Annotated in this window: 26 protein-coding genes; 12 read left to right on the top strand and 14 right to left on the bottom strand. The window is 65.5% G+C overall.

Annotated elements, in window-relative coordinates; all coding sequences use genetic code 11:
• The first annotated feature begins 4 nt into the window (after positions 1-4).
• The 10 genes from BMG00_RS14500 to xylB all read left to right on the top strand — a co-directional run bounded on the left by BMG00_RS14500 (position 5) and on the right by xylB (position 11,356).
• Positions 5-1,552, top strand: a complete 1,548-nt coding sequence (locus BMG00_RS14500) for a Ppx/GppA family phosphatase (RefSeq protein ID WP_078530152.1) — start codon at positions 5-7, stop codon at positions 1,550-1,552.
• Positions 1,553-1,707: 155 nt separating this feature from the next.
• Positions 1,708-2,391 (top strand): HAD family hydrolase, encoded by a 684-nt coding sequence (locus tag BMG00_RS14495; RefSeq protein ID WP_093470153.1) that lies wholly within the window; start codon positions 1,708-1,710, stop codon positions 2,389-2,391.
• Positions 2,391-3,347 carry a sugar-binding transcriptional regulator gene (locus BMG00_RS14490; protein WP_078574854.1) on the top strand — a complete coding sequence of 319 codons (957 nt, stop codon included), beginning with the start codon at positions 2,391-2,393 and terminating at the stop codon, positions 3,345-3,347. The genes BMG00_RS14495 and BMG00_RS14490 overlap by 1 nt, the downstream gene beginning before the upstream one ends.
• Before the next feature lie 114 nt (positions 3,348-3,461).
• Positions 3,462-4,781, top strand: a complete 1,320-nt coding sequence (locus tag BMG00_RS14485) for an ABC transporter substrate-binding protein (RefSeq protein WP_078574853.1) — start codon at positions 3,462-3,464, stop codon at positions 4,779-4,781.
• Between the two features lie 73 nt (positions 4,782-4,854).
• Complete coding sequence (locus BMG00_RS14480; protein ID WP_078530156.1) at positions 4,855-5,727, top strand: carbohydrate ABC transporter permease; 873 nt, start codon at positions 4,855-4,857, stop codon at positions 5,725-5,727.
• A gap of 10 nt (positions 5,728-5,737) precedes the next feature.
• Positions 5,738-6,568, top strand: a complete 831-nt coding sequence (locus tag BMG00_RS14475; protein WP_078530157.1) for a carbohydrate ABC transporter permease — start codon at positions 5,738-5,740, stop codon at positions 6,566-6,568.
• Positions 6,569-6,578: 10 nt separating this feature from the next.
• Complete coding sequence (locus tag BMG00_RS14470; RefSeq protein ID WP_078574852.1) at positions 6,579-7,583, top strand: ABC transporter ATP-binding protein; 1,005 nt, start codon at positions 6,579-6,581, stop codon at positions 7,581-7,583.
• Positions 7,580-8,353, top strand: coding sequence for an L-iditol 2-dehydrogenase (locus BMG00_RS14465; RefSeq protein ID WP_078574851.1), 774 nt, complete (start codon positions 7,580-7,582; stop codon positions 8,351-8,353). The genes BMG00_RS14470 and BMG00_RS14465 overlap by 4 nt, the downstream gene beginning before the upstream one ends.
• 31 nt (positions 8,354-8,384) lie before the next feature.
• Positions 8,385-9,857: a mannitol dehydrogenase family protein gene (locus tag BMG00_RS14460; protein ID WP_078574850.1), complete on the top strand. Its 1,473-nt coding sequence runs from the start codon at positions 8,385-8,387 to the stop codon at positions 9,855-9,857.
• A 20-nt stretch (positions 9,858-9,877) separates the two neighbouring features.
• On the top strand, positions 9,878-11,356 hold the full coding sequence (gene xylB / locus BMG00_RS14455; protein ID WP_078574849.1) for a xylulokinase: 1,479 nt from the start codon (positions 9,878-9,880) through the stop codon (positions 11,354-11,356).
• A gap of 61 nt (positions 11,357-11,417) precedes the next feature.
• Here the strand turns inward: xylB and BMG00_RS14450 are convergent, their stop codons facing one another.
• Both BMG00_RS14450 and BMG00_RS14445 read right to left on the bottom strand, forming a co-directional pair.
• Positions 11,418-11,786 carry a VWA domain-containing protein gene (locus tag BMG00_RS14450; protein ID WP_078574848.1) on the bottom strand — a complete coding sequence of 123 codons (369 nt, stop codon included), beginning with the start codon at positions 11,784-11,786 and terminating at the stop codon, positions 11,418-11,420.
• Between the two features lie 97 nt (positions 11,787-11,883).
• Positions 11,884-13,032, bottom strand: coding sequence for an alpha-D-ribose 1-methylphosphonate 5-triphosphate diphosphatase (locus BMG00_RS14445; RefSeq protein ID WP_078574847.1), 1,149 nt, complete (start codon positions 13,030-13,032; stop codon positions 11,884-11,886).
• 80 nt (positions 13,033-13,112) lie between these two features.
• Between BMG00_RS14445 and BMG00_RS14440 the strand changes: the two genes are divergently transcribed.
• Positions 13,113-13,802, top strand: coding sequence for a DUF1045 domain-containing protein (locus tag BMG00_RS14440; RefSeq protein ID WP_078574846.1), 690 nt, complete (start codon positions 13,113-13,115; stop codon positions 13,800-13,802).
• Here BMG00_RS14440 and phnN read toward each other — a convergent pair.
• The 7 genes from phnN to phnG are packed head-to-tail and all read right to left on the bottom strand — an operon-like array spanning position 13,784 to position 18,739.
• Positions 13,784-14,323, bottom strand: coding sequence for a phosphonate metabolism protein/1,5-bisphosphokinase (PRPP-forming) PhnN (gene phnN / locus BMG00_RS14435; protein ID WP_078530165.1), 540 nt, complete (start codon positions 14,321-14,323; stop codon positions 13,784-13,786). The genes BMG00_RS14440 and phnN overlap by 19 nt on opposite strands.
• Positions 14,320-15,012, bottom strand: a complete 693-nt coding sequence (phnL, locus tag BMG00_RS14430; RefSeq protein WP_078574845.1) for a phosphonate C-P lyase system protein PhnL — start codon at positions 15,010-15,012, stop codon at positions 14,320-14,322. Before phnL ends, phnN begins: the two co-directional genes overlap by 4 nt.
• Positions 15,013-15,016: 4 nt before the next feature.
• Entirely contained in the window at positions 15,017-15,787 is a 771-nt protein-coding gene (phnK, locus tag BMG00_RS14425) for a phosphonate C-P lyase system protein PhnK (protein WP_078574844.1), read from the bottom strand.
• Positions 15,784-16,653, bottom strand: coding sequence for an alpha-D-ribose 1-methylphosphonate 5-phosphate C-P-lyase PhnJ (locus BMG00_RS14420; RefSeq protein WP_078574843.1), 870 nt, complete (start codon positions 16,651-16,653; stop codon positions 15,784-15,786). Before BMG00_RS14420 ends, phnK begins: the two co-directional genes overlap by 4 nt.
• Positions 16,650-17,735 carry a carbon-phosphorus lyase complex subunit gene (locus BMG00_RS14415; protein ID WP_078574842.1) on the bottom strand — a complete coding sequence of 362 codons (1,086 nt, stop codon included), beginning with the start codon at positions 17,733-17,735 and terminating at the stop codon, positions 16,650-16,652. The genes BMG00_RS14420 and BMG00_RS14415 overlap by 4 nt, the downstream gene beginning before the upstream one ends.
• The gene (phnH, locus tag BMG00_RS14410; protein WP_078574841.1) at positions 17,736-18,299 is read right to left on the bottom strand and encodes a phosphonate C-P lyase system protein PhnH; all 564 of its coding nucleotides are present in this window, start codon (positions 18,297-18,299) and stop codon (positions 17,736-17,738) included.
• Positions 18,296-18,739 (bottom strand): phosphonate C-P lyase system protein PhnG, encoded by a 444-nt coding sequence (gene phnG, locus BMG00_RS14405; protein ID WP_078574840.1) that lies wholly within the window; start codon positions 18,737-18,739, stop codon positions 18,296-18,298. The genes phnH and phnG overlap by 4 nt, the downstream gene beginning before the upstream one ends.
• 77 nt (positions 18,740-18,816) lie before the next feature.
• Between phnG and phnF the strand changes: the two genes are divergently transcribed.
• Positions 18,817-19,557, top strand: a complete 741-nt coding sequence (phnF, locus tag BMG00_RS14400; protein WP_078574839.1) for a phosphonate metabolism transcriptional regulator PhnF — start codon at positions 18,817-18,819, stop codon at positions 19,555-19,557.
• Here the strand turns inward: phnF and BMG00_RS14395 are convergent.
• The 5 genes from BMG00_RS14395 to phnD all read right to left on the bottom strand — a co-directional run bounded on the left by BMG00_RS14395 (position 19,554) and on the right by phnD (position 24,017).
• Complete coding sequence (locus BMG00_RS14395) at positions 19,554-20,171, bottom strand: LbetaH domain-containing protein (RefSeq protein WP_078574838.1); 618 nt, start codon at positions 20,169-20,171, stop codon at positions 19,554-19,556. The two genes, phnF and BMG00_RS14395, sit on opposite strands and share 4 nt — an antisense overlap.
• Before the next feature lie 9 nt (positions 20,172-20,180).
• Positions 20,181-20,831, bottom strand: a complete 651-nt coding sequence (locus tag BMG00_RS14390) for an SDR family NAD(P)-dependent oxidoreductase (RefSeq protein ID WP_078574837.1) — start codon at positions 20,829-20,831, stop codon at positions 20,181-20,183.
• Positions 20,832-20,835: 4 nt separating this feature from the next.
• The gene (gene phnE / locus BMG00_RS14385; protein ID WP_078530175.1) at positions 20,836-22,173 is read right to left on the bottom strand and encodes a phosphonate ABC transporter, permease protein PhnE; all 1,338 of its coding nucleotides are present in this window, start codon (positions 22,171-22,173) and stop codon (positions 20,836-20,838) included.
• The gene (phnE, locus tag BMG00_RS14380; protein WP_078530176.1) at positions 22,170-23,042 is read right to left on the bottom strand and encodes a phosphonate ABC transporter, permease protein PhnE; all 873 of its coding nucleotides are present in this window, start codon (positions 23,040-23,042) and stop codon (positions 22,170-22,172) included. The genes phnE (BMG00_RS14385) and phnE (BMG00_RS14380) overlap by 4 nt, the downstream gene beginning before the upstream one ends.
• 63 nt (positions 23,043-23,105) lie before the next feature.
• Positions 23,106-24,017, bottom strand: a complete 912-nt coding sequence (phnD, locus tag BMG00_RS14375; protein WP_078530177.1) for a phosphonate ABC transporter substrate-binding protein — start codon at positions 24,015-24,017, stop codon at positions 23,106-23,108.
• Between the last annotated feature and the right edge of the window lie 45 nt (positions 24,018-24,062).

The following is a 24,062-nucleotide window of genomic DNA, read 5'->3' as shown; positions in this document are numbered from 1 at the left end:
CTCGATGACGAAAAACAAGGCGCCGCTGGAACTTGCCGATGGCGACGATTGGGATCCCTTTGGTCAGCCGCTCTTCGACGATCCGTCCGTGCGCGCGCTTTCGCGCGTCGGCGTCGTCGATATCGGATCGAACTCGATCCGCATGGTGGTCTTCGACGGGGCGGCCCGCAGCCCGGCTTATTTCTTCAACGAAAAGGTAATGGCGGGCCTCGGTCAGGGGCTGGCCGAGACCGGTCGGCTCAATCCCGAGGGGCGCGCGCGCGGCCTTGTGGCGCTCAAACGCTTCGCCGCCCTTGCCGAAGGGATGGATATCGGCCCGCTCACCTGCGTTGCGACCGCCGCGATGCGCGATGCCGAGGACGGCCCCGAGTATCACGCGCAGATCGAGAAAGAGACCGGCCTCAAGGTCCATGTGATCGACGGGATCGAGGAGGCGAGGCTCTCGGCGCAGGGCGTGCTTCTGGGCTGGCCCGAGGCCGAGGGGCTTGTCTGCGACATCGGCGGCAACTCGATGGAGCTGGCCGAGATCCGCGCCGGGAAGGTCTGGCGCCGCGCCACCTCGCAACTCGGCCCGTTCCGCCTGCAACAGATCGAGGGCGGCAAGAAGGCCGTCACCGCGCATATCCAGGCCACGATGGCCGAGCTTGCCGCACAGGTCGGCACCGATCACGAACGCATCTACCTCGTGGGTGGCTCGTGGCGCGCGATCGCACGGCTCGACATGGAGCGGCGCGGCTATCCGCTGCTGGTTTTGCACGAATACCGGATGGACCCCGAGGGGTTGGTGGAGACGATCGACTGGATCGCCAAATCCGACAACGAGAAGCTGCGGGCCAAGACCGGCACCTCCTCCGCGCGGATGGAGCTGGTCCCGCTTGCCACGCAAGTGCTGCGCGAGCTGATCGAGACCTTCCAGCCCAAGGAGATCGACGTCTCGGCCTACGGTATCCGCGAGGGTCTGCTCTACGAGCAGATGCCCGAGCGCCTGCGCCGCCGTGACCCATTGGTCGAGGCTGCCCGCCATACCGAGCGCGTGATGAGCCGGATGCCCGGATTTGGCAAGAAACTGCACGCCTTCATCGAGCCGATCTTCGGTCCGCTGCCGCCCGAGAAATTCCGCCTCGTGCGCGCCGCCTGCCTGCTTCACGACACGACGTGGCGCACGCATCCCGATTACCGCGCCGAGGCCTGTTTCGAGAATGTCACCCGCGCGAATTACTCGGCCATGTCCCATGCCGAGCGGATCTGGCTCGGAGTGGCGCTCCTGCACCGTTACAAGAACTCTCGCAACGGCTCGCGCCTTGAACCGTTCCTGCCCCTGCTGAGCGACGAGGACATTCAGGAAGCAGAGGTGCTGGGCAAGGCGATGCGCTTCGGATCGATGTTCGCGACCCACAGCCCCGGCGACGCCGGAGAGCTCCAATATTCGGCCAAGAAGGGCGTTCTGGAGCTGAAGCTGACCAAGCGCGGCACCGCACTTTTCGGAGAGGTCGCCGAGGCGCGTTTCCGCTCTCTTGCCAATGCGCTCAAGGCCGAGGCGAAGATCTCGTGACATAGATCGCGACGCGGTCTGGACTGCTGTTCCGCGGCCGCTGCGTCAGCCAGCGCAGGATCGCGTTTGCGGGGCAAGGACGCCTTGGCGCTTGAGAAATTGCTCAACCTCGCGATAGGTTGCTCACTGGACATGGGGAGCGAAGGGACGTGGACATGGGCGCAGCCATCGAGCTCGTCATCTTCGATTGCGACGGGGTGCTGATCGACAGCGAGGTGATCAGCGCGCGGATGCTGATTGCCGAATTGGCTGAACATGGCATCGAGATCGACATGGGCTTTGTCGCCCGGAACTTTCTCGGGCGCAGCTATCCAGTGGTGCTCCAGCGCGTGCGCGAGGAATTCGGCATCACCCTCCCCGACCAGTTCGAAGCCGATTACCGCGCCCGTCTCCTGGCGGCGTTCGAGCGCGATCTGACGATCATGCCGGGGGTTGCCGAGGTGCTCTCGCGGCTGACGGTGCCGTTTTGCGCCGCGACCTCTTCAAGCCCCGCACGCGTGGCGCGCTCGCTCCAGCTCACCGGGCTTTCCGAAGCTTTCGCGGGCCGCATCTTCACCGCCTCGCAGGTCGCAAATGGCAAGCCCGCCCCCGATCTCTTTCTCCACGCCGCAGCCCAGATGGGCGCGGAACCTGCGCGCTGCCTCGTGATCGAAGACAGCCTGATGGGCCTGCGCGCAGGCCAGGCAGCCGGGATGCGTCTGTGCCATTTCACCGGAGGCAGCCACATGAGCGATGTACACCTGCCGGAGGGCATGCCGCCTCCCGAGGTGACACTTGGTGGCTTTTCGCGCTTTTTCGTGCAATTCCCGGAGTTGCAAGCGAAGGAGCCCGCCCGCTGATGAAAAAGCGCCTGCCCGATCCCGAGGAAAGCGCGACCGATGCGGCAGCGCGTGCGGCCTGGCTCTATTATGTCGGCGGGCTGACCCAGGATCAGATCGCGACAGAGCTTGGCGTCTCGCGCCAGCGCGCCCAGCGCCTTGTTTCCAAGGCCATGGCGGAGGGGCTGATCCATGTCCGGCTGGAGCATCGCATCGCCGGATGCCTCGCGCTCGAGGCCGAACTGAAACGGCGCTATGACCTGAAAACCGTCCGTGTCGCCCCGCGCTTGGGTGAGGGCGCCGATCCCACCCATGCGATCGCCCCCGTCGCGGCGAGCGTGATGGAGCGTTTCCTGCGCCAGCCCGAACCGCAGACGATCGCGCTTGGCACCGGGCGCGCGCTGCGCGCGATGGTCGAAGAATTGCCGAAGATCAATTGCGAGCAGCACAAGCTCGTTTCCCTGATCGGCAACATCTCTCCCGACGGGACCGCGTCGAATTATGACGTGATCATGCGGGCGGCCGACAAGCTGAACGCACGCCACTACCCGATGCCCCTGCCGGTGCTGCTCGACGACCCCGAGATCCGGCGCAGTTTCTACGCGCTGCCGCAGCTCAAGATCGTCGCATTGCTCGCGGCAGAGGCCGATGTGACCTTCGTGGGCGTCGGCCAGATGAGCGAGAGCGCGCCGCTTTACGTCGACGGGTTCATCTCGGCCGATGATCTGCGCGAGGAGCGCGCGCTTGGCGCTGTGGGCGAGATCGCCTCCTGGTGCTTCGATTCGCAGGGGCGTTTTCTCGAAAGCCGCCTGTCGCGACGTGTTGGCGGCTTGCGCCCGGGTGGGCGCGAGGGGGCTCACACGATCGGGATCGCTGCGGGCCCCGAGAAGGTCACCCCCCTGCGCGCGGCGCTAAAGGGACGCCTGCTCAACGGGTTGGTGACGTCCGAACAAACCGCCGAGGCGCTTCTCTCCTAATCTCTTCTCCCACGAACCGGACGGTTTTCGAAAAGGGAGTTGACAGAAAATCGCACATGAGTGAGCATTCGCTCATACTCTGGGCATCTGCTCGGATTCTTTGGGAGGAGAAACATGACAATGAAATTTCGCGCGCTCGCGGGCGCGTGCGTCCTTGGCTTGACCGCCAGCGGCGCAATGGCAGAGACCACTATCACCGTCGCGACCGTGAACAACGGCGACATGATCCGCATGCAGGGATTGATGGATGACTTCTACGCCGCGCATCCCGACATCAAGGTGAACTGGGTCACCATGGAAGAGAACGTCCTGCGCCAGAAGGTGACGACGGACGTGGCGACCAAGGCCGGTCAGTATGACGTGATGACCATCGGCACCTACGAGGTTCCGATCTGGGGCAAGCAGGGCTGGCTCGTGGCTCTCGACGATCTGCCCGACAGCTATGACGTGAACGACCTTTTGCCGGCGATCCGCTCGGGCCTGACGGTGGATGATCACCTCTACGCCCTGCCCTTCTACGGCGAGAGCTCCTTCACCATGTATCGCAAGGACCTGATGGAGAAGGCCGGGCTCACGATGCCCGAGGACCCGACCTGGGCCGACATCGAGAAAGCCGCCGCCGCGATGACCGACAAGGAAGCGGGCATCTACGGCATCTGCCTGCGCGGCAAGGCCGGCTGGGGCGAGAACATGGCTTTCCTCTCGGCGATGGACAACTCGATGGGTGGCCGCTGGTTCGACATGGACTGGAACCCGCAGTTCAACACGCCGGAGTGGAAGAACACCCTCACCACCTATCTGAACCTGATGAACGAATACGGCCCGCCCGGCGCCTCGTCGAACGGCTTCAACGAGAACCTGGCGCTGTTCCAGCAGGGCAAGTGCGGCATGTGGATGGACGCAACCGTCGCGGCCTCCTTCGTGACCAACCCCAAGGACAGCAAGGTCGCCGATCAGGTCGGCTTCGCGATGGCCCCGCACAAGGATGGCGTGGCGAAGAACGGCAACTGGCTTTGGGCCTGGACGCTGGCGATCCCGGCGGGCACTCAGAAGGAAGACGCCGCGAAGACCTTCATCGAATGGGCGACCTCGAAGGAATACACCGCGCTCGTCGCCTCGAAAGAAGGTTGGGCGAACGTGCCCCCGGGCACCCGCACCTCGCTCTACGAGAACCCCGACTACACCAGCGCGGCGCCTTTCGCGGATCTGACGCTGAAGTCGATCAACGCGGCTGATCCGAAGAGCCCCTCGGTGCAGGACGTGCCCTATACCGGCGTGCAATTCGTCGCGATCCCCGAGTTCCAGGCGATCGGCACCGCTGTCGGCCAGCAGTTCTCGGCGGCCCTCGCGGGTCAGATCACGGCCGATCAGGCGCTTCAGAACGCGCAGTCCCTGACCGAGCGTGAAATGAAGAAGGCAGGCTACATCAAGTAAGCCGCCCACCCCGGCGGGGCCGCCCCATACCGGCCCCGCCACCAAATTCTGCCGTCAAACGAGGGAGGGGGAGATGGCCACCAAGCATTCACGCGCCGCATCGCGGCTGATGATCTCACCGGCAGTCCTGCTGCTGCTGGGCTGGATGATCGTCCCGCTGTCGATGACGATCTACTTCTCGTTCCTCAACTACAACCTGTTGATGCCGGGCGCGCATAACTTCATCGGCTTCGACAATTACAAGTATTTCCTCACCGATCCCGCCTTCACCACCGCGTTGATCAATACGCTGGTGCTGGTCGGGGGCGTCCTCCTCATCACCACGGTCGGCGGTACGCTGCTGGCGCTGCTCCTCGATCAGCCGATCTGGGGACAGGGGATCGTCAGGGTCCTGGTGATCGCCCCCTTCTTCGTCATGCCCACCGTCTCGGCGCTGGTCTGGAAGAACATGTTCATGAACCCGGTGAACGGGCTCTTCGGCTGGATCGCGACCTCGCTCGGGCTGCCGCCCTTCGATTTCCTCGCCCATGCGCCGCTGTTCTCGGTCATCATGATCGTGGCCTGGCAATGGCTGCCCTTCTCGACGCTGATCCTGCTGACCGCGCTGCAATCGCTTGATAGCGAGCAGATGGAAGCGGCCGAGATGGACGGGGCCGGGGCGATCTCGCGCTTCGTCTATATCACCGTGCCGCACCTGGCGCGCGCGACGACCGTGGTCATCCTGATCCAGACGATCTTCCTGCTGTCGGTCTTCGCCGAGATCCTGGTGACCACGAATGGCGGGCCCGGTACGGCCTCGACCAACCTGACCTATCTCGTCTACGCCCAGTCGCTGCTGCAATTCGACGTGGGCGGAGGCTCCGCCGGCGGCATCATTGCCGTCATCCTCGCCAATATCGTTGCGATCTTCCTGATGCGGATGATCGGCAAGAACCTCGACGCGTGAGGAGGATATCATGGCTCGCAGAGTTTCCACCCGCCGCCGCGTGATCGTGACCGCCATTGCCTGGGCCGTGGCCTTCCTGATCTTCTTCCCGATCCTGTGGACCTTCCTGACCTCGTTCAAGACCGAAGGGGAGGCCGTGGCCACGCCACCGCATTTCCTCTTCTTCAACTGGACGCTGGAGAACTACATCGAGGTCAACGAGCGCTCGGACTACTTCCTGCATTTCATGAACTCGGTGGTGATCTCGGTCGGCTCGACCGTGCTCGGGCTGATCATCGCGATCCCCGCCGCCTGGTCGATGGCGTTCGTGCCCGGAAAGCGCACCAAGGACGTGCTGATGTGGATGCTCTCGACCAAGATGCTTCCGCCGGTGGGCGTGCTGATCCCGATCTTCCTGCTGTTCAAGAACACCGGGCTGATGGATACGCGCACGGGTCTGGTGATCATCCTGACCCTGATCGACCTGCCGATCATCGTCTGGATGCTCTACACCTATTTCAAGGAAATCCCCGGCGAGATCCTCGAAGCCGCCCGCATGGACGGGGCGGGGCTGCGCGAGGAGGTAATTCATATCCTCACGCCGATGGCGATACCGGGGATCGCCTCGACGCTCCTGCTCAACGTCATCCTCGCCTGGAACGAGGCCTTCTGGACGCTGAACCTGACGGCTGCGAACGCCGCACCACTCACCGCCTTCATCGCCTCCTATTCCAGCCCCGAGGGCCTTTTCTACGCCAAACTCTCCGCCGCCTCCATGATGGCCATCGCGCCGATCCTGATCCTGGGGTGGTTCTCTCAGAAACAGCTTGTCCGCGGCCTGACCTTCGGCGCGGTGAAATAGGGGGCGCGACATGGGACAGATCACCCTTTCCAAGGTCACCAAGAAATTCGGCGAGGTCGAGGTCATCCCGCCGCTCGATCTGGAGATCAACGATGGCGAGTTCGCCGTCTTCGTCGGCCCCTCGGGTTGTGGCAAGTCGACGCTTCTGCGCCTGATCGCGGGGCTCGAGGATGTCACGAGCGGCACGATCGCGATCGACGGGACGGATGCGACCGGGCTGGTGCCCGCGAAACGCCGCCTCGCCATGGTGTTCCAGAGCTATGCGCTCTACCCGCATATGTCGGTGCGCAAGAACATCGCCTTCCCGCTGAAGATGGCGAAGTTCGATCAGGCCGAGATCGACAGGCGCGTGGAAGCGGCGGCGAAGGTTCTCAACCTCGGGGATTACCTCGATCGCCGCCCCGGCCAGCTTTCGGGCGGTCAGCGCCAGCGCGTCGCCATCGGCCGCGCCATCGTGCGCGAACCGGCAGCCTTCCTCTTCGACGAACCTCTGTCGAACCTCGACGCGGCGCTGCGCGTTGGAATGCGGCTGGAGATTTCCGAGCTGCATAACCGCCTCGCCACGACGATGATCTACGTCACCCACGATCAGGTCGAGGCAATGACCATGGCCGACAAGATCGTGGTGCTGCAAGCGGGCCGGATCGAGCAGGTCGGCGCTCCGCTCGAACTCTACGAGCGCCCGCGCAATCTCTTCGTCGCAGGCTTCATCGGCAGTCCGAAGATGAATTTCATCACCGGCGCGGAAGCCGCGAGACTTGGTGCGCATACCATCGGCATCCGCCCCGAACACATCTCGATCTCGCCCAGCGAAGGCGCGTGGAAGGGCACGGTCGGCGTTTCCGAGCATCTGGGTTCGGACACGTTCTTCCACGTGATGGGCACCGGGCTCGCCGAGAGCATGACCGTGCGCACCAGCGGCGAAGTCAGCCTGCGCCATGGCGACACGATCTTCCTCACCCCGCAGGAGGACAAGATCCATCGCTTCGACGCGGACGGGATGCGGATCGCATGAGCGCGCTCGCGGGCAAGGTCGCCCTCGTCACCGGAGGGGCGCGCGGGATCGGCCGGGCCATCTGCGCGGCCTATGTCGCGGCGGGGGCGCGGGTCGCCGTGGCCGACCGGCTCGAAGCGGAGGCGGCAGAGACTGCCGCCGCCCTCGGCCCCGAGGCGATGGCCGTCGCGATGGATGTCACCGACCGCGAGGAGATCGCGGCAGGCGTCGCCTCCATCGAGGCACGCTGGGGCGGGATCGACATTCTCGTGAACAATGCGGGCGTCTTCAACATGGCCCCGATCGAAGAGATCACCTTCGAGGACTACCGCCGCCAATACGACATCAACGTCGCGGGCACGCTCTTTACCATTCAGGCCGTCGTGCCGGGGATGAAGCGGCGCGGAAAAGGCGGCGCAATCGTGAATTTCAGCTCGCAGGCCGGACGGCGGGGCGAGCCGAACATCGCGATCTACTGTTCGACCAAGGCGGCGGTGATCTCGCTCACGCAATCGCTCGCGCTGGAATTCGCCCCCCACAAGATCCGCGTGAACGCCATCGCGCCGGGCGTGGTCGACACCCCGATGTGGGATCAGGTCGACGCGCTTTTCGCGAAATACGAGCACCGCGCACCAGGCGAGAAGAAACGCCTTGTCGGCGAGGCCGTGCCGCTCGGACGGATGGGCCGCCCTGAGGACATCGCCGATCCATGCGTTTTTCTCGCTTCCGACGACGCCCGATACATAACCGCCCAGACGCTCAATGTCGATGGCGGCAACTGGATGAGTTGACCGGCCCACGCCGGAAGAAGGAGCCCCCGAGATGGCCATCAAGCTCTCGAATGCGACCCTGAACCGCCTGCCCGAAAGCGTGGAGCGGCCCCGCTATGACCGAAGCGCGCTCCGCGCCGGGATCGTGCATATCGGGCTGGGCAATTTTCACCGCGCGCATCAGGCGTGGTATCTGCACCGATTGATGCAGCAGGGTCTCGCACAGGATTGGGCTATCGTCGGCGCAGGCGTGCGCCCCTATGACGCCGTGCAGCGCGCGAAACTGGCCGCTCAGGACTATCTGACGACGCTGATCGAACTTGGCCCCGAAAGCTCCTCGGCCGAGGTCGTGGGCTCGATGATCGACTATGTCGCGATCGAGGACGGCAATGGCGCGCTCATCGCGCGGATGGCCGAGCCCGATATCCGCATCGTCGCGCTGACCGTGACCGAGGGTGGCTATTACATCGAACCCGCCGGCAAGGGCTTTGACGCGGCCCATCCCGATATCGTCCATGACGCGGCCAATCCCGATCGCCCGCGCACCGCATTCGGCGCGATGGTCGCGGCGCTGCGACTACGGCGCGAGCGCGGCACCGGCCCCTTCACCGGCCAGAGCTGCGACAATCTGCAAGGCAATGGCCGCATCCTGCGTCAGACGGTGGTCTCGCTCGCGCGGATGCAGGATCCCGAGCTCGCGGACTGGATCGAGGCGAATTGCTCCTTTCCCAATTCGATGGTCGATTGCATCGTGCCCGCGACCGGCCCGAAAGAGCTCGCCCAGGCGCTCGCTTTCGGGATCGACGACGCGGCGCCGGTCACGCATGAGAATTTCCGTCAATGGGTGATCGAGGACGATTTCTGCGCCGGGCGCCCCGATTGGGACCGCGCGGGCGCGACCTTCTCGAACCGGGTGCATGATTACGAGGTGATGAAGATCCGCATTCTCAATGGCGGGCATCAGGTGATTTCCGTGCCCGGCGAGGTGCTGCGCGTCGAGACGATCTCGGGCTGCATGGAGCACCCCAAGATCCGCGCGCTCTACGACAAGGTCGAGCGTGAGGAGATCGCTCCCCATGTCGCCGAAGTGCCCGGAATGACACCCGAAGCCTATGTCGACTTGATCGCGCGGCGGTTCTCGAACCCCGCCATCGTCGACACGACGCGGCGCGTGGCTTTCGACGGATCGTCGCGTCACCCGGGCTTCGTTCTGCCTTCGGTGCGCGAGGGTCTGGCCGCAGGCAAGCCGGTATCCGGGCTTGCACTGGTCGAGGCTGCCTGGGCGCGGATGTGCGCCGGCACCCGCGAGGACGGCTCCGAGATCACCCCGAACGATCCGTTCTGGGAGGCGCTCACGCTGCGCGCGCAGGAGGCGAAATCCGATCCCCGCCGCTGGCTCGAGATGCGCCAGACCTATGGCGATCTTGCCGACACGCCGCGTTTCGCCGACGCTTTCGCCCATTGGCTCGAGATGATCTGGGCCGAGGGCATGAGCGCCGCGATCGACGCCTATCTCGCGTCCTGAGCGGCATTAGGAAAGAAGACATGACGCGCGAGACCTATCTGGGCATCGATCTGGGCACCTCCGGGGTCAAGGCGGCGCTGATCGACCCGACCGGCACGGTTGTGGCCGAAGCGCATCAGCCCCTCTCGGTCTCGCGCCCGCATCCGGGCTGGTCCGAGCAAGGCCCCGAGGACTGGTGGCAGGCAACGCTCGCCGCGCTCGACGCGCTGGCCGCGAAGGCGCCCAAGGATATGGCTGCGCTGCGCGGGCTGGGATTGTCGGGACAGATGCATGGGGCGGTTCTGCTCGATGCTGCCGACGCGGTGCTGCGCCCCGCGATCCTTTGGAACGACATGCGCTCAGCCGAGGAATGCGCGGCACTTGAAACTGACGCCCCCGATCTGCACGCAATCACCGGCAACCTCGCGATGCCCGGCTTCACCGCGCCCAAACTGATCTGGGTCGCGCGCCACGAGCCCGCGATCTTCGAGAAAGTCGCGAAAGTGCTCCTGCCGAAGGATTACCTTCGGCTGCGTCTGACCGGCGAGCATATCTCGGAGATGTCGGATGCGGCGGGCACGCTCTGGCTCGATGTCGGCAGGCGCGACTGGTCCGATACGATCCTCGCGGCGACGGGGCTCGCGCGCAACCATATGCCCGCCCTCGTCGAGGGCACTGCGGTCGCAGGCGCATTGCGCGCCGAACTGCGCGCGCGCTGGGGGATTTCCAGCCCCGTCCCCGTTGCGGGCGGCGGCGGCGACAATGCCGCCTCGGCTTGCGGGATCGGTGCGATCACCCCCGGCAAGGGCTTCGTCTCGCTTGGCACCTCCGGCGTGCTTTTCGTCGCAGATGACCGGTTTTCGCCCAATACGGCTGGCGCGGTGCACAGCTTCTGCCATGCCCTGCCCGGCATGTGGCACCAGATGGGGGTGATCCTGTCGGCAAGCGACAGCCTCAACTGGATCGCAAATCTGGTCGGGCGGGATGTCGTAGAGCTGACCGGTTCCGTGGCGCGCGGCTATCGGGGCCCGGGAGAAGAGATCTTCCTGCCCTATCTCTCGGGCGAGCGCACCCCGCATAACGACGCGACCGCGCGCGGCAGTTTCACCGGGTTGTCGCATCTGAGTACCGCCGAGAGCATGACACAAGCGGTGATGGAGGGCGTCGCCTTCGCCTTCCGGGACTGTCAGCGGGTGCTGGCAGAGGCCGGGACGCGGGTCGATCAGCTGATCGCGGTCGGCGGCGGCTCGCGGTCGCGGCTCTGGCTCGAGATGATCGCAACCAATCTCGACACCGAGATCCTGCTGCCCGAAGCCGGGGATTACGGCGCGGCTTTCGGGGCGGCCCGCCTCGGCCTTTGCGCTGCGACCAACGCCGCTCCGTCCGAGATCTGCACCGCACCGGCCATCGCCGAGCGCATCGCCCCACGCGCGGATCTCCGTGTCGCCTTTGACGCGCAATATGCCCGCTACCGCGCGCTGCATCCCGCGATCCGCGACGCGCGCAAGTCCGGTGGATGACCTCTCGATTTGCGCGCCGCGAGTCCGGGGCCAATCAGTGCCTGACGGATGCCGCGCGAACCTAGCGCGTCAGTCTGAGATAGAACGACAAGAGCTTGTCCGGCAGCGTGTTGAGCGTGTCGATCTGGATAAAGCCGTTCCGTCCGAAGATAGCGGCCTCCTGTTCCTTGTTCCGCGGTCCGGGGCCGACGCAGAAAACATCGATTCCCATCGCGCTCAGGCTGCGGACGGCGCGCTGCGCATCTCGAACCAGATATTCCGGATCGGGCGTGTCGATATCGGAGGGCTCACCATCCGTGATAAGAAGCAACAAGCGGCGATGACGCGGCACTTGGCCGAGATCTCTCCCGGCATGGCGCAAAGCGGCCCCAAGTCGCGCCGAATAGCCCGGCTTCAACCCCGAAAGCGCCGCCCCGGTCGCCGCGTCCATCGAGTCCGAAAACCTCTTCACCGCAACGAGAACGTCGCCCTTTGCCTGCCGCGAACGGTACACGCACGATCAGATGACCGGCGTTGCGGGCAAGATTTCAGCCCACACGCTCGCCCTTGACCCAAGTGCCGCGCAGCGCACCGGACCCGTTGAACCGGTGCACGCGGATGACATCCGCGCGTTTGCCAGGCTCGAGCCGCCCGCGATCTTCAAGCCCGACCGCATCGGCCGGCGCCGCGGTCACGGTGGCGATCCCGCGCGCCAGATCATCCCAGAGATCGCCCAGCAGAAGCGCCGCCGACAGAAGCGCCGAGGGCACGTAATCCGACGAGACGATATCGAGCAGGTCCGCTTCTGCCAGCTCATGCGCCGCGACATTGCCCGAATGCGAGCCGCCCCGGATCAAGTTCGGCGCCCCCATCATCACCGCGATCCCCTGCGCTCGACATGCCTCGGCCGCCTCGCGCGTCGTCGGGAACTCGGCAAAATGCACGCCCTGCGCCGCCGATTGCGCGACCTGCTCGGCCGTGGTGTCGTCATGGCTGGCGAGCACCGCGCCGTAGCGCCCCGCCGCCGCGATCGCGGCTTCCAGATGATGCGCACCAAGGCGTTCCTTCAGCGCGATCTGGCTTGCGACGTGATCGTCGAAAGCGGCATCGCTCAGCCCGTGCTTGCCGCAGACATAATCGCGCAGCTTGCTCAGGTCGCGGAACTGGCGCTCGCCGGGGGTGTGATCCATCAGGCTCACGATCCCCACGCGATCCTCGGGCCCGAATTTCGCAAGCTCCTCGATCAGGGTCTCGGAACAGGTTTCGGCGCGCAGATGCAGATAATGGCTGATGCGCAGCCCGCCCGCATCGCGCATCCCCAGAATTTCACTCGCGAGAGCACGCGCATATTCGTGGTAATCGGTCCGGCTCGACCCGGAGACACCGATCGAGCCCACGCGCAGCGCGTCGAAAACGGTGGTGATCCCCACCGAGGCAAGTTCCGCGTCATGGGCGATGATCGCTGCCGAATGCGGCCAGTTCACCTTGGGGCGCGGCTCGATATGGCGTTCGAGATTGTCAGTGTGCAACTCGATCAGCCCCGGCATCACCAGATCGCCACCGCAATCCGTCGCGCCTTCGGGAATGCTCGCGCCCTCGTCGATCCGCGCGATATGCCCGTCTTCGATGACGAGCGATCCGCGGATCACCTCGCGGGGCAGAACGAGGGTTGCATTGGCGAGGATGAGATCACTCATGGGAGGCTCCGGTTGAACGTCTTGCCGCTTTCGCAGCGAAGTGTCACATCGACGTGACAAAACGCGGGGAAAAGGCGGGCATGGGATATTACACACGATATGCGATCTACTACGCGCCGCGCGACGGGTTGATGCAGGCTGGCTCGGCCTGGCTGGGTTGGGACGCGGTGACGGGTGCCGAGGTCGCGCAGCCGCAGCTTGACGGGCTGCCTCTGCCGCTGTCCGAGATCACCGAAACACCGCGCAAATACGGGTTTCACGCCACGATCAAGGCGCCGTTCCGGCTGGCCGAGGGGCTGACGGGCGACGATCTGGGCGAGGCGCTCGGAGCCTTGGCCGGGCAGCTTGCACCGGTCACGCTGGACGGGCTGGAAGTGGCGCGCCTGGGCGATTTTCTTGCGCTGCGTCCGGTCGGGGATGTGACGCTGTTGCAAGCCATGGCGGGAGAGGTGGTCGAACGGCTCGACCGCACCCGCGCACCGCTCAGCGAGAGCGAGCTGGCCAAGCGCAACCCCGAGGCGCTCAGCGACCGCCAGCGCGACTTGCTGGAGTGCTTCGGCTACCCTTACGTCTTCGAGCAATTCCAGATGCATCTGACCCTGAGCGGCCGCCTTTCCCCCGAGGTCGCAGAGGCTGTGGCCGTCGTCGCCCGACGCGAATTCGCGCCCTATCTGGACGCGCCGCATGTGATCGACTCGCTGTGCCTTTTCGGGGAGGCGCCTGAAAGTGGACGGTTCCATCTGCTGCATCGCTACGCCCTGACCGGCTGAAGGGCCGCAAGCAGACGCTCGACGCCCTCCTCGACCGTGCCGTCATTCATCACCCGGCGCAGGGGCAGTCCCTCGGGCAGCTCCTTGCAACTGCGCGCGATCCGGTCCGCGATCTCATCCGCACTTTCGCGGCCGCGTGCCGCGAGCCGCTTGACCAGCAGCACGGACGGGGCGGTGACTTCGATGGCCTGCAAATCGGGAAACTGCTCATATGCCTCGGCCAAAGCGGCACGCGAGCCGTTGAAGAGAACGGTGGCCCCGTCCTCCATCGGCAGCAGCTCGGCCCGCGCCACCCCGTAACGCAGCCCATGCGCCTGCCAATGCAGCGCGAAGCGATCCGCCGCGAGGCGACTGTCGAATTCGTCTTCGGTCAGGCTTTCGAACGGCTCGGTCCCCGAGGGCGGGCGCGTAACCGAGCGACGCGCCCAGTGCAGCGCGGGATCACGCGCCATCGCGCCGCGGATCAGCGTGTCCTTGCCCGCGCCCGACGGGCCCACAACCGCGATCAGCCGCCCGCTCATGCCGCCCCCCGCGCCGCAGCCGGGGTGAAGCCGGTGACATCGACCTCGCGGTCGCAGACCCGCGCCCGCGCCGCCTCGTCGTGGAAGATGCCCACGATCGCCGCGCCGCGCGCCTTGGCGTCTTCGATCAGCCGCAGCACGACCTCGCGGTTGGTCGCGTCGAGCGAGGCGGTGGGCTCATCGAGCAACAGCGCGGGGTAGCCATGCACGAAGCCGCGCGCGATATTCACCCGCTGCTGCTCGCCGCCCGAGAAAGTCGTGGGCGAAAGGCTCCAGAGCCGTTCGGGAATGTTGAGCTGGGCGAGGAGTTCAGCGGCGCGCGCCTCGGCCTGCGCCTCGGGTGTTCCCAGGGATAGAAGCGGTTCGGCCACCACCCGCAGCGTCGGCACGCGCGGCACGACCCGCAGGAACTGGCTGACATAGCCGAGCGTGTCGCGCCTGAGCGCGATGATCTCGCGCGGGGCAGCGCGCGTGATGTCGAGCCCGCCGACCCGGATCGAGCCCGAGGCGGCAAGGTAGTTGCCCCAGATCATCCGCATCAGCGTGGACTTGCCCGCGCCCGACGCGCCTGTCAGAGCCACGCATTCCCCGGGGGCCACGCTCAGATGCGCGCCCGCCATCACCGGGATCGTGGCGCCGCCCTGATTGTGCAGGGTAAAGGATTTGGAGAGGTTTTCGATCTCGATCATGGGCTCATACCTGCAGGACGGAAGACACGAGAAGCTGCGTATAGGGCGCCTGCGGATCGTCGAGCACCTGATCGGTCAGCCCGTGCTCGATCACATGCCCGCCCTGCATCACCATCAGCCGGTCGGCCAGCAGCCGTGCCACGGCGAGGTCATGGGTGACGAGGATCACCGACAGCCCCATATCGCGCACCAGCCCGCGCAGCAGGTCCAAAAGCCGCGCCTGTACGCTCACGTCGAGCCCGCCGGTCGGTTCGTCCATGAACACGAGCTTCGGCCCGGTCACGAGGTTGCGCGCAATCTGCAAGCGCTGCTGCATCCCGCCCGAGAACTGCCGCGGGCGGTCGTCGATCCGGCCTGCGTCGATCTCGACCCGGGCGAGCCAGTCGGTCGCGGCCTCGCGGATCGCGCCGTAATTGCGTGCGCCCACCGCCATCAGCCGCTCGCCCACATTGCCGCCCGCCGAGACGCCCATGCGCAACCCGTCACGCGGGTTCTGATGCACGAAGGCCCAGTCGGTGCGGCCCAGCACCCGGCGTTCGGGTTCATTCATCGCGAGGGTGTCGCGCCCCTGATAAAGCACGCGCCCATGATCGGGGGTGAGATGACCTGCGAGGCAGCTCAGCAGTGTGGATTTGCCCGAGCCACTCTCGCCCACGATCCCCAGAACCTCACCCGGCCAGAGATCAAAGCTCACATCCGCGCAGCCGATCCGCGCGCCATAGCGCTTGGTCAGCCCCTCGACCTGCAGAAGGGCGGTATCCTTGAAATCCCTCATGCCATCTCCTCCGGGCTCAACCGCCCGCGATGCCCCGCGCTCCGGCGGCTTTCGCAGAAATCGGTATCCGAGCAGACGAACATTCGCCCGCCCCGGTCGTCGGTGATGACCTCGTCGAGATAGCTCGTGGCGCAGCCGCACAGATCGCAATCATGATCGGCTTTCGAGGCCTGAAACGGGTGATCCTCGAAATCGAGGCTGACGACCTCGGTGAAGGGCGGCAGCGCATAGATCCGCTGCTCGCGCCCTGCCCCGAACAGCTGGATCGCGGGATTGCCGCCCAGTTTCGGATTGTCGAATTTCGGTATCGGCGACGGGTCCATCACATAGCGCCCCTCGACGTTCACCGGATAGGCATAGGAAGTCGAGATTTCGCCATGGCGCGCGATGTCCTCGTAGAGTTTCACATGCATCAGCCCGTATTCCTCGAGCGCGTGCATTTTGCGGGTCTCGCTCTCACGCGGTTCGAGGAAGCGCAAAGGCTCCGGGATCGGCACCTGATAGACGAGGATCTGGCCTTCACGCAGCGGCTCTTCGGGGATGCGGTGGCGGGTCTGGATGACGCTCGCCTCGCTCGTGTGGGTGGTAGTCTCCACCCCGCCCGTGCGTTCGAAGAACTTGCGGATCGAGACCGCGTTCGTGGTGTCATCCGCGCCCTGGTCGATCACCTTGAGCGTATCTTCGGGCGTGAGGCAGGCCGCCGTCACCTGCACGCCGCCCGTGCCCCAGCCATAGGGCATCGGCATCTCGCGGCTGGCAAAGGGCACCTGATAGCCCGGCACCGCGATGCCCTTGAGAATCGCGCGGCGGATCATCCGTTTGGTGGCCTCGTCGAGATAGGCGAAATTGTAGGCATGGTCGGTCATTCCGCGGCCTCCTGCATGTCGGCCCCGGCCGCCTTGCGCAGGCGTCGGATCAGCTCCAGTTCGGACTGGAAATCGACGTAATGGGGCAGCTTGATATGCTCGAGGAAGCCCGTCGCCTGGATGTTGTCGCAGTGATAGAGGACGAATTCGGCATCCTGCGCCGGGGCGCCGGTGTCATCCTCGCCCAGCTCCTCCCAGCGCAAACTCCGGTCCACGAGGCTCATCGAGATCGACTTGCGCTCGTTCTGGCCGAAGACGAGCCCGTAGCCACGGGTGAATTGCGGCGGTTCGGTTTTCGAGCCGGTGAACTGGTTGACCGTCTCGCATTCCGACAGCTCCACCTCCCCGATCTCGACAGAGAAACCCAGCTCGGGGATTTCCATCTCGACCGCGCAGGTGCCGATACGCAGTTCGCCCACGAAGGCATGGGTGCGCCCGTAGCCGCGCTGCGTGGAATAGGCCATCGAGAGCACGAACCCCTCATCGCCCCGGGTCAGCGCCTGCAGACGCAGCGGGCGGTCGGCGGGCATCTCCAGCGGCTCGCGGGTCAGATCACCGGGCTCGGCATCCGACATCTCCAGAGGCTCCATCAGCCCGTCGCGATCCAGAAGTGCGAGCACATGCGGCGCGGGCGTGTCATCGGCGGGCTTGCGCGCGGCCTCCGGCGCCTCGCCCTCGGCGGCGAGTTTGAAATCGAGCAGCCGGTGCGTGTAATCGAAGGTCGGGCCCAGCACCTGACCGCCCGGCACATCCTTGAACGTGGCCGAGATCCGGCGCGTGATCGCCATTGCGTCGGTCTCGACCGGCAGGCTCGCCCCGAAGCGCGGCAGCGTCGTGCGATAGGCGCGGATCAGGAAGATCGCCTCGATCAGGTCGCCCCGCGCCTGCTTGATCGCAAGCGCCGCGAGATCGGGATCATAAAGCGAGCCCTCCGCCATCACCCGGTTCACCGCAAGACGCATCTGCTCGCGGATCTGCGCGATGGAAAGCTCGGGCACCGACGGGTCGCCACGGCGTTCCTCGGCGAGCCAGTCATGGGCCGCGTCGATCGCGCGCTCGCCCCCTTTGGTCGCGACATACATCTAGATCGCCTCCACTTCGGTCGAGCGCGGCAGGCCCAGCACCTGATCTTGCGCGGTGAACAGGCAATCGAAGCCCAGCGGGAAGCTTGCGTGATTGGCCACGAAGGCGGAGGTCTCGGGCAAATGCGCGAGGGCTTCGGTTTCGATCCCCGGCCCGGTGAGGCGGGCATTGGCCGGCGCCAGCGCGTCGCACTCGACGATCAGGGTCGCGGAACGGTCGGGATAATCCGGCGTGCCGATCGCAAAGCGCGCGACCGGTTGCAGCGCCTCCCAGGTGCCCAGCGCGAAATCGGCAGCGTCCGCCTCGGTCAGCGGCGCGCCGCAATGGAAGGCGATCCAGTGCCGGATTTCGGGCGTGTCATGCGAGGGTGCGAGATAGAGCCGCGTGGATTGATCGACGAGCGTCAGCAGCACCGCGCCCGCGGCGGGCGACAGCGGCGCGGGCGGGGCGGCCCCGTCGAGCACCTGCACGCGGCCGGGTCGTGCCATCGCCTCGAGAACCGCGCGGAAGGCGCGCGCCGATTGCTGGGGGGCTTGGGTGAAGCCTCCGGACAGATCGCTCATTGATCCTCTCCCCGCACCATCGTGAAGAACTCGACCTTGGTCGCCGCGGCTTTCTCGGCGCGTTCGGTGCGACGCGCAGCTTCCTCGGCGCACAGGGCGTTCAGGATCGGCGCGACCTGCTCCGAACCAGCCTCGCCCAGCGCATCGAGCGCGGCGGCGCGTAGCGCATGGGACTTGTCGCGCCCCTGCACATAGGCATGGCCCACCGCGCCCCCCTCGAGGCGCAACGAACAGCGCGTGACCGTCATTTCGCCAAGGTTGAACGGACCGCCCGACGCCCCGACCCGGCCGCGCACCATCACTGCGCCCGCTTCGGGCGCGCGCAGCAGCTCATGCACTGGGATTTCGGGGAATAGCTTTTCGAGCCGCGACGGTTCGGCGCGGGCCAGAAGCCCCATGCGGTCACGCCGCGCTATTTGATCTTGGTTAAGACTGGACATCTTGCCGACTTGCCTAGTTTACTATACAACTAGACAAATCTGGACAGATTCCCTCTCAGGTGGCAAGTGAAATTTCCATGACGACCCGTGAGCCAATCTGGCGTCAGATCGCCAATGCCCTGAAAGAAGAGCTGGCCGCCGGGCTTTATCCGCCGGGTGCGAGGCTGCCCACCGAGGCGCAGCTTTCCACGCGTTTCGGCGTCAACCGGCATACGGTGCGGCGCGCGCTGGCTGCGCTGGCCGAAGATCGTCTCGTGATCGCGCGGCGCGGTTCGGGTGTTTTCGTGGCCGATGCTCCGCGCGCAGATTACCCGATTTCGCGGCGCGTGCGGTTTCAGCAAAACGTCGCCGCCTCGGGTCGAACGCCTTCTCGCGAGGTGCTGCGGATCGAGACCCGCCGCGCGGCCCCCGAGGAAGCCACGGCGCTCGACCTGCCCGAGCACGCGCAGGTGCATGTCTTCGAAGGCATCTCGCTTGGCGACGAAATGCCGCTCGCGCATTTCCGGTCCGTCTTTCCGGCTGAACGGTTTCCCGAGCTGCCCGCTGGCCTGAGACAACACGCCTCGGTCACGTCGGCGCTGCGCGCGGCGGGGCTGGCCGATTACGTCCGCATCTCGACCCGGGTCACCGCGACGCTGGCCAAGGGCACCCGCGCGGGGCTGATGCGCCTGCCCGAGGGCGCGGCCCTGCTGCGCACCGAGGCGATCAACGCAGACCCGGACGGGCGACCCATCGAATTCGGTATCAGTTGGTTTTCCGGCGACCGGGTGGCACTGACGATCGGACCGGATGATCTGAAGCGGCAAGACGCACCTTAGCCCTTATACTTCGCGACGAACTCCGCAGCCGGAAGGGCCCGGAAATCGGCCAGCGCCGTGTGCAACCGCTCATGCTCCCAATCCCACCAAGCGAGATCGAGCAGGTCCTGTGCGACCTCGTCGGGAAAACGCATCCGCAGCGGTTCGGCCGCGACCCCGGCCACGATCGTGAAGGGGGCCACATCCTTCGTCACCACCGCGCCCGAGGCGACCACGGCCCCTGCCCCGATCGTGACTTCGGGCTTGATGATCGCGCCATGCCCGATCCAGCAATCCGGCCCCAGCATCGTGCGGCGCGACGCGCGATGGGCGAAGAACTCGGCCCAATCCTCCTCGCCGTCGAAATAGTAGTGGGAACGGTAGAGGAAGTGATGCTGCGCCGCGTTGCGCCACGGGTGATCGGTCGGCCCGATCCGGGTGAACGCGGCGATATTGGCGAATTTCCCGACGCTCGCATTCGCGATATCGGCATAGCGGTCGCAATAGGCGTAATCGCCAAATTCGGAGTTGAGCACGCGACTGCCGCGCCCCAACTCGCAATAGCGGCCGAACTGCGAATTGCTCACCTCACAATTCTCGGGGATCAAGGGCGTGTCGGGATCGAGCCTGGGCATAGTCGCCTCTCAGAAAGGACGGGGACGCCCGTCGGAATGAAGGAAAGCGCCGGTCTGCGAGAGCGTCAGGGCGCCAGCCGTGTCGAGAATTTCGCGCGCCACGTCGCCGGGGTCGCGATCGGCCTGCGCCCCACCCATATCGGTGCGCACCCAGCCGGGGTCGATCAGCGCGACGGGAAGACCTTCGGGTTCAAGTTCGGTGGCAAGCCCCTGCATTACCTTGTTGAGCGCCGCTTTCGATGCGCGATAGGCGATCCGGTCGGGTTTGCGATAGCCCATCCAGGCCATCTGGGAAGAGATCGCGAGAATGCGGCCACCCTTCCCCGCGCGCAGATTGGGCAAGAGCGCCTGCGCGAGCGCAAGGGGGGCTAGCGTGTTGATCCGTATCGTCTCGGCGAAACCATCGAAATCCATCTCGAGCGGGCTTTGCATCGCGGGCCCGATGATGCCCGCATTGAGGATCACGCAGTCGAGAGGGCCGACCCGGGCGGCGAGGTCCGCGAAGGTATCGAACTCTCCCATGTCCAGCGCATGAGCCACGACGCCGGACGGCGCGTCGCCCCGCCGCAACGTGCCCTGCACCTCCCAGCCGCGCGCGACGCCCGCTTCGACCATGGCTCGACCCAGGCCGCGATTGACGCCCGTGATCAGTATTTTCATGCGCTCAGCCCTTGATGAAGCGACGGCGCAGCCAGCCCGAAATCGTATCCATCGCCATCACCGTCAGCACGATCAGGATCACGTAATAGCAGACCTCTTCCCAGTCCTTCTGGGTGATGATCGCCTGCGTCAGCAGCAGGCCGATCCCGCCGCCCACCAGAGCGCCGATCACCGTGGCCGAGCGAGTGTTGGATTCGAGGTAATACAGAAGCTGCGACAGGATCACCGGCGCGAGCTGAGGGATCACCCCGAAGCGCGCGCGCTGCAGCGCATTGGCCCCGGTCGAATTGACGCCCTCGACCTGCTTGCCGTCGATGTTCTCCAGCGCCTCCGAGAACATCTTTCCGAACGTGCCGGTGTCGGTCATCAGGATCGCGAGCGAGCCGGTCAGCGGCCCCGGCCCGAAGGCGCGGCTCAGGATCACGGTCCAGATCAGCCCGTCCACCCCGCGCAGGAAATCGAAAAAGCGGCGCAGGCTCAGGCGGATCGCGTTGAGCGGCGTGAAATTGCTGGCCGCGAGGAAAGCCAGCGGCAACGCGATCAGACCCGCGCCCATCGTGCCGAGGAAGGCCATCAGAACGGTTTCGCACATCGCCCAGAACACATCGGAATGATGCCACATCTGGTTGTTCCAGAAATCGCCGAACATGGCCGAGAGGTTCGACATCTCGGGGTTCACCCGTTCGCCAGAAACCGCAAGCCACACGAGGTCGGGAAGGGACTTGCCGTGGAAAGGGCTGTCGAGCGTGAAGAAGAACAGCTCCCAGCCGGGGAAATATCGGAAGGTTTCGGTGCGGCTCGGCGTCATCGAGAACCGCCAGTCCCCGTGATCCATCGAGACCCGGCTACGGGAGGCAGAGATCCAGTCGGGCATCTCTCTGCCCTCGGGCAGCGTGAGCGCCACCTTGCGGCCCTCAAGGCTGACGTGGAGTGTGCCGTACCCGGGCACCAGAACGTCGGCCGCCTTGTCGGTATAGGTGACCTGCGCGCCCTTGGGCAGGGTGATCTCGGTCGTCGCGCCCTGCCGCGCGATCCAATCGGGCGACTGGCCCTCGGGATAGATGCCGCGACGCTCGCCCTCGATGGCGACCGTCACCTCGCCCGAGCGGTTATCGCGGCTGACATGGGTCTTGTAGGACCAGAAATCGCCCAGCAGGATCGCCGCGTTCTCGGGCCGCGCCTTGGCCGCCAGGCCGGGGATGTCGAAGGCGAAGAGGATGTAGATCAGGTAGCCGAGGATCCCCAGTGGCACGACGAAGGCGCGCAGGCGTCGCCGCCAGAACAGATCGTCGATCTCGGCGAAGCGGGTGCCTGCGTTGATGTCGGTCGCGGTCATGGTCATATCCGGCCCTCCTTCGCGGTCGCTCCGCGCACCAGACGCGCCCGGGCGCGATCCGAGAAGTGATCGACGAGGATGATCGTCGCGAAGAGCAGCGCGAAGATCGCGACCACCGCGTCATAGCGTCCCTGCCCCCATTGCAGCGCGGTCTTGAGGTCGTAGCCGATCCCGCCCGCGCCGACGAAGCCGAGGATGGCCGAGGCGCGGATATTGATCTCGAAACGCAAGAGCGCGTAGGAAGACCAGTTCGGCGCGACCTGCGGGAGCACCCCCACCCACATCTGCTGGAACCAGCTCGCCCCGGTGGAGCCGAGCCCCTCGACCGGCTTGAGATCGGCATTCTCGGCGACCTCGGAGAACAGCTTGCCAAGCGCCCCCATCGTATGCAGCGCGATCGCCGCCATCGCGGGCACCGGCCCGACGCCCAGCAGGAAGATCAGCACCAGCGCCACGACGATCTCGGGCAAGGCGCGCATCACGTCCATCGCGCGGCGAAAGACCGGAATCGCACGTGGCCAGAGCGAGAGGCCGCGGGTCGACAGAAGCGCCAGCACAATCGCCGCGATCCCGCCGATCAGGGTCGAGACGGCCGCGATGTTGAGCGTCTCGATCAGCGAGGGAAGATAGCGCCAGAGAAGCCCGGGAATGTTTTGCCATTTGGCGATGGCTTCTGAGAAGATCTCGGCCGGGAAATCGAAGAAACGATGCAGCCCCTCGAAGAACCCGCCCGCGTTGCGCGCATCGGCGAGACGAAAACCCGAGGCCATCATGGCGACGAAAATCGCCAGAAGGATCGCGCCGTAAAGCCGCTTGCGGCGGGTCTGCGCGAGATAATCCTCGGCGGTGGCACTGGGCGGGGCGATATCGGTCATGCAGGGCTCTTGAAAAAGGGAAAGCGGCCGGGAGCGCGTCGCCCCCGGCCGCAGATGGAAAGCTTACGAGCCTTCGGCGATCTTCTTGCGACGCACTTCGATGATCGTGTCGTAGTAGTCGTGGGTGATCGGAACGAAGCCCGCGGTGTCACCGGCCGCCACGCCATAGGCGCATTCGGCATCCTTGGCCTTGAGGCCTTCGACCAGCGCGGTCATCTTTTCCTTCACATCCGCCGGCAGCGCCTTGCGCAGCACGACCGGGCCTTCCGGGATCGGCTTCGAGCGCCAGATCTCGACCAGATTGTTCATGTCCACGAGGCCCGCATCGACGGCCTTGCGCAGCGCGCCCGAGTTGTAGCCGTCTTCCCAGTTGCCCTGACCGTCGGCCCAGGTCACGCCAGCGTCGATATCGCCGTTGTTCACCGCGACGATGGTCTGCTCGTGGCCGCCGGTGAATTTCACTTCACCGAAATAATCGCCCGACTGCATCGAGTGACCGGTTTGCTGCGGGATCTCGACCGAGGGGATCAGGTAGCCCGAGGTGGAATTCGGATCGCCGAAGCCGAAGGTCTTGCCCTGCAGATCCTCGAGGGACTTGATGCCGCTGTCCTTGCGCGCAAAGCCGATCGAGTAATAGGTATACGAGCCGTCGAGATTGGCCTTCACCAGCACCGGCTCGACCGCTTCGGGGTCGGTCAGGTAGGTCTTGGCATAGCCCGAGGCACCCAGCCAGGCCATGTCGATCGTGCCGCCCAGCAGGCCCTGGATCACGCCGTCATAGTCGGCCGGCGCAAACAGCTTGACCGGCACGCCCAGCGTCTCTTCGGCGTATTTCGCAAGGCAGTCGTTCGAAGCCAGACGGTCCTGCGCGTTCTCGCCGCCCAGAATACCGATATTGAATTCCTTGATCCCTTCCGCGGACGCAGCCCCCGCCAGAGCGGTCGTCGCGGCCAGAATGGCAAGCATCTGTTTCATGGTCGTTCCCTCTAGGATGTGGCCCTTGTTCTTGGCAGCGGGCCG

Origin of the sequence: Thioclava marina (assembly GCF_002020135.1) — a bacterium.
GTDB lineage: Bacteria > Pseudomonadota > Alphaproteobacteria > Rhodobacterales > Rhodobacteraceae > Thioclava > Thioclava marina.
Note: the sequence above shows the minus strand (reverse complement) of the source record. Positions and strands in the feature narration are given on the sequence as shown.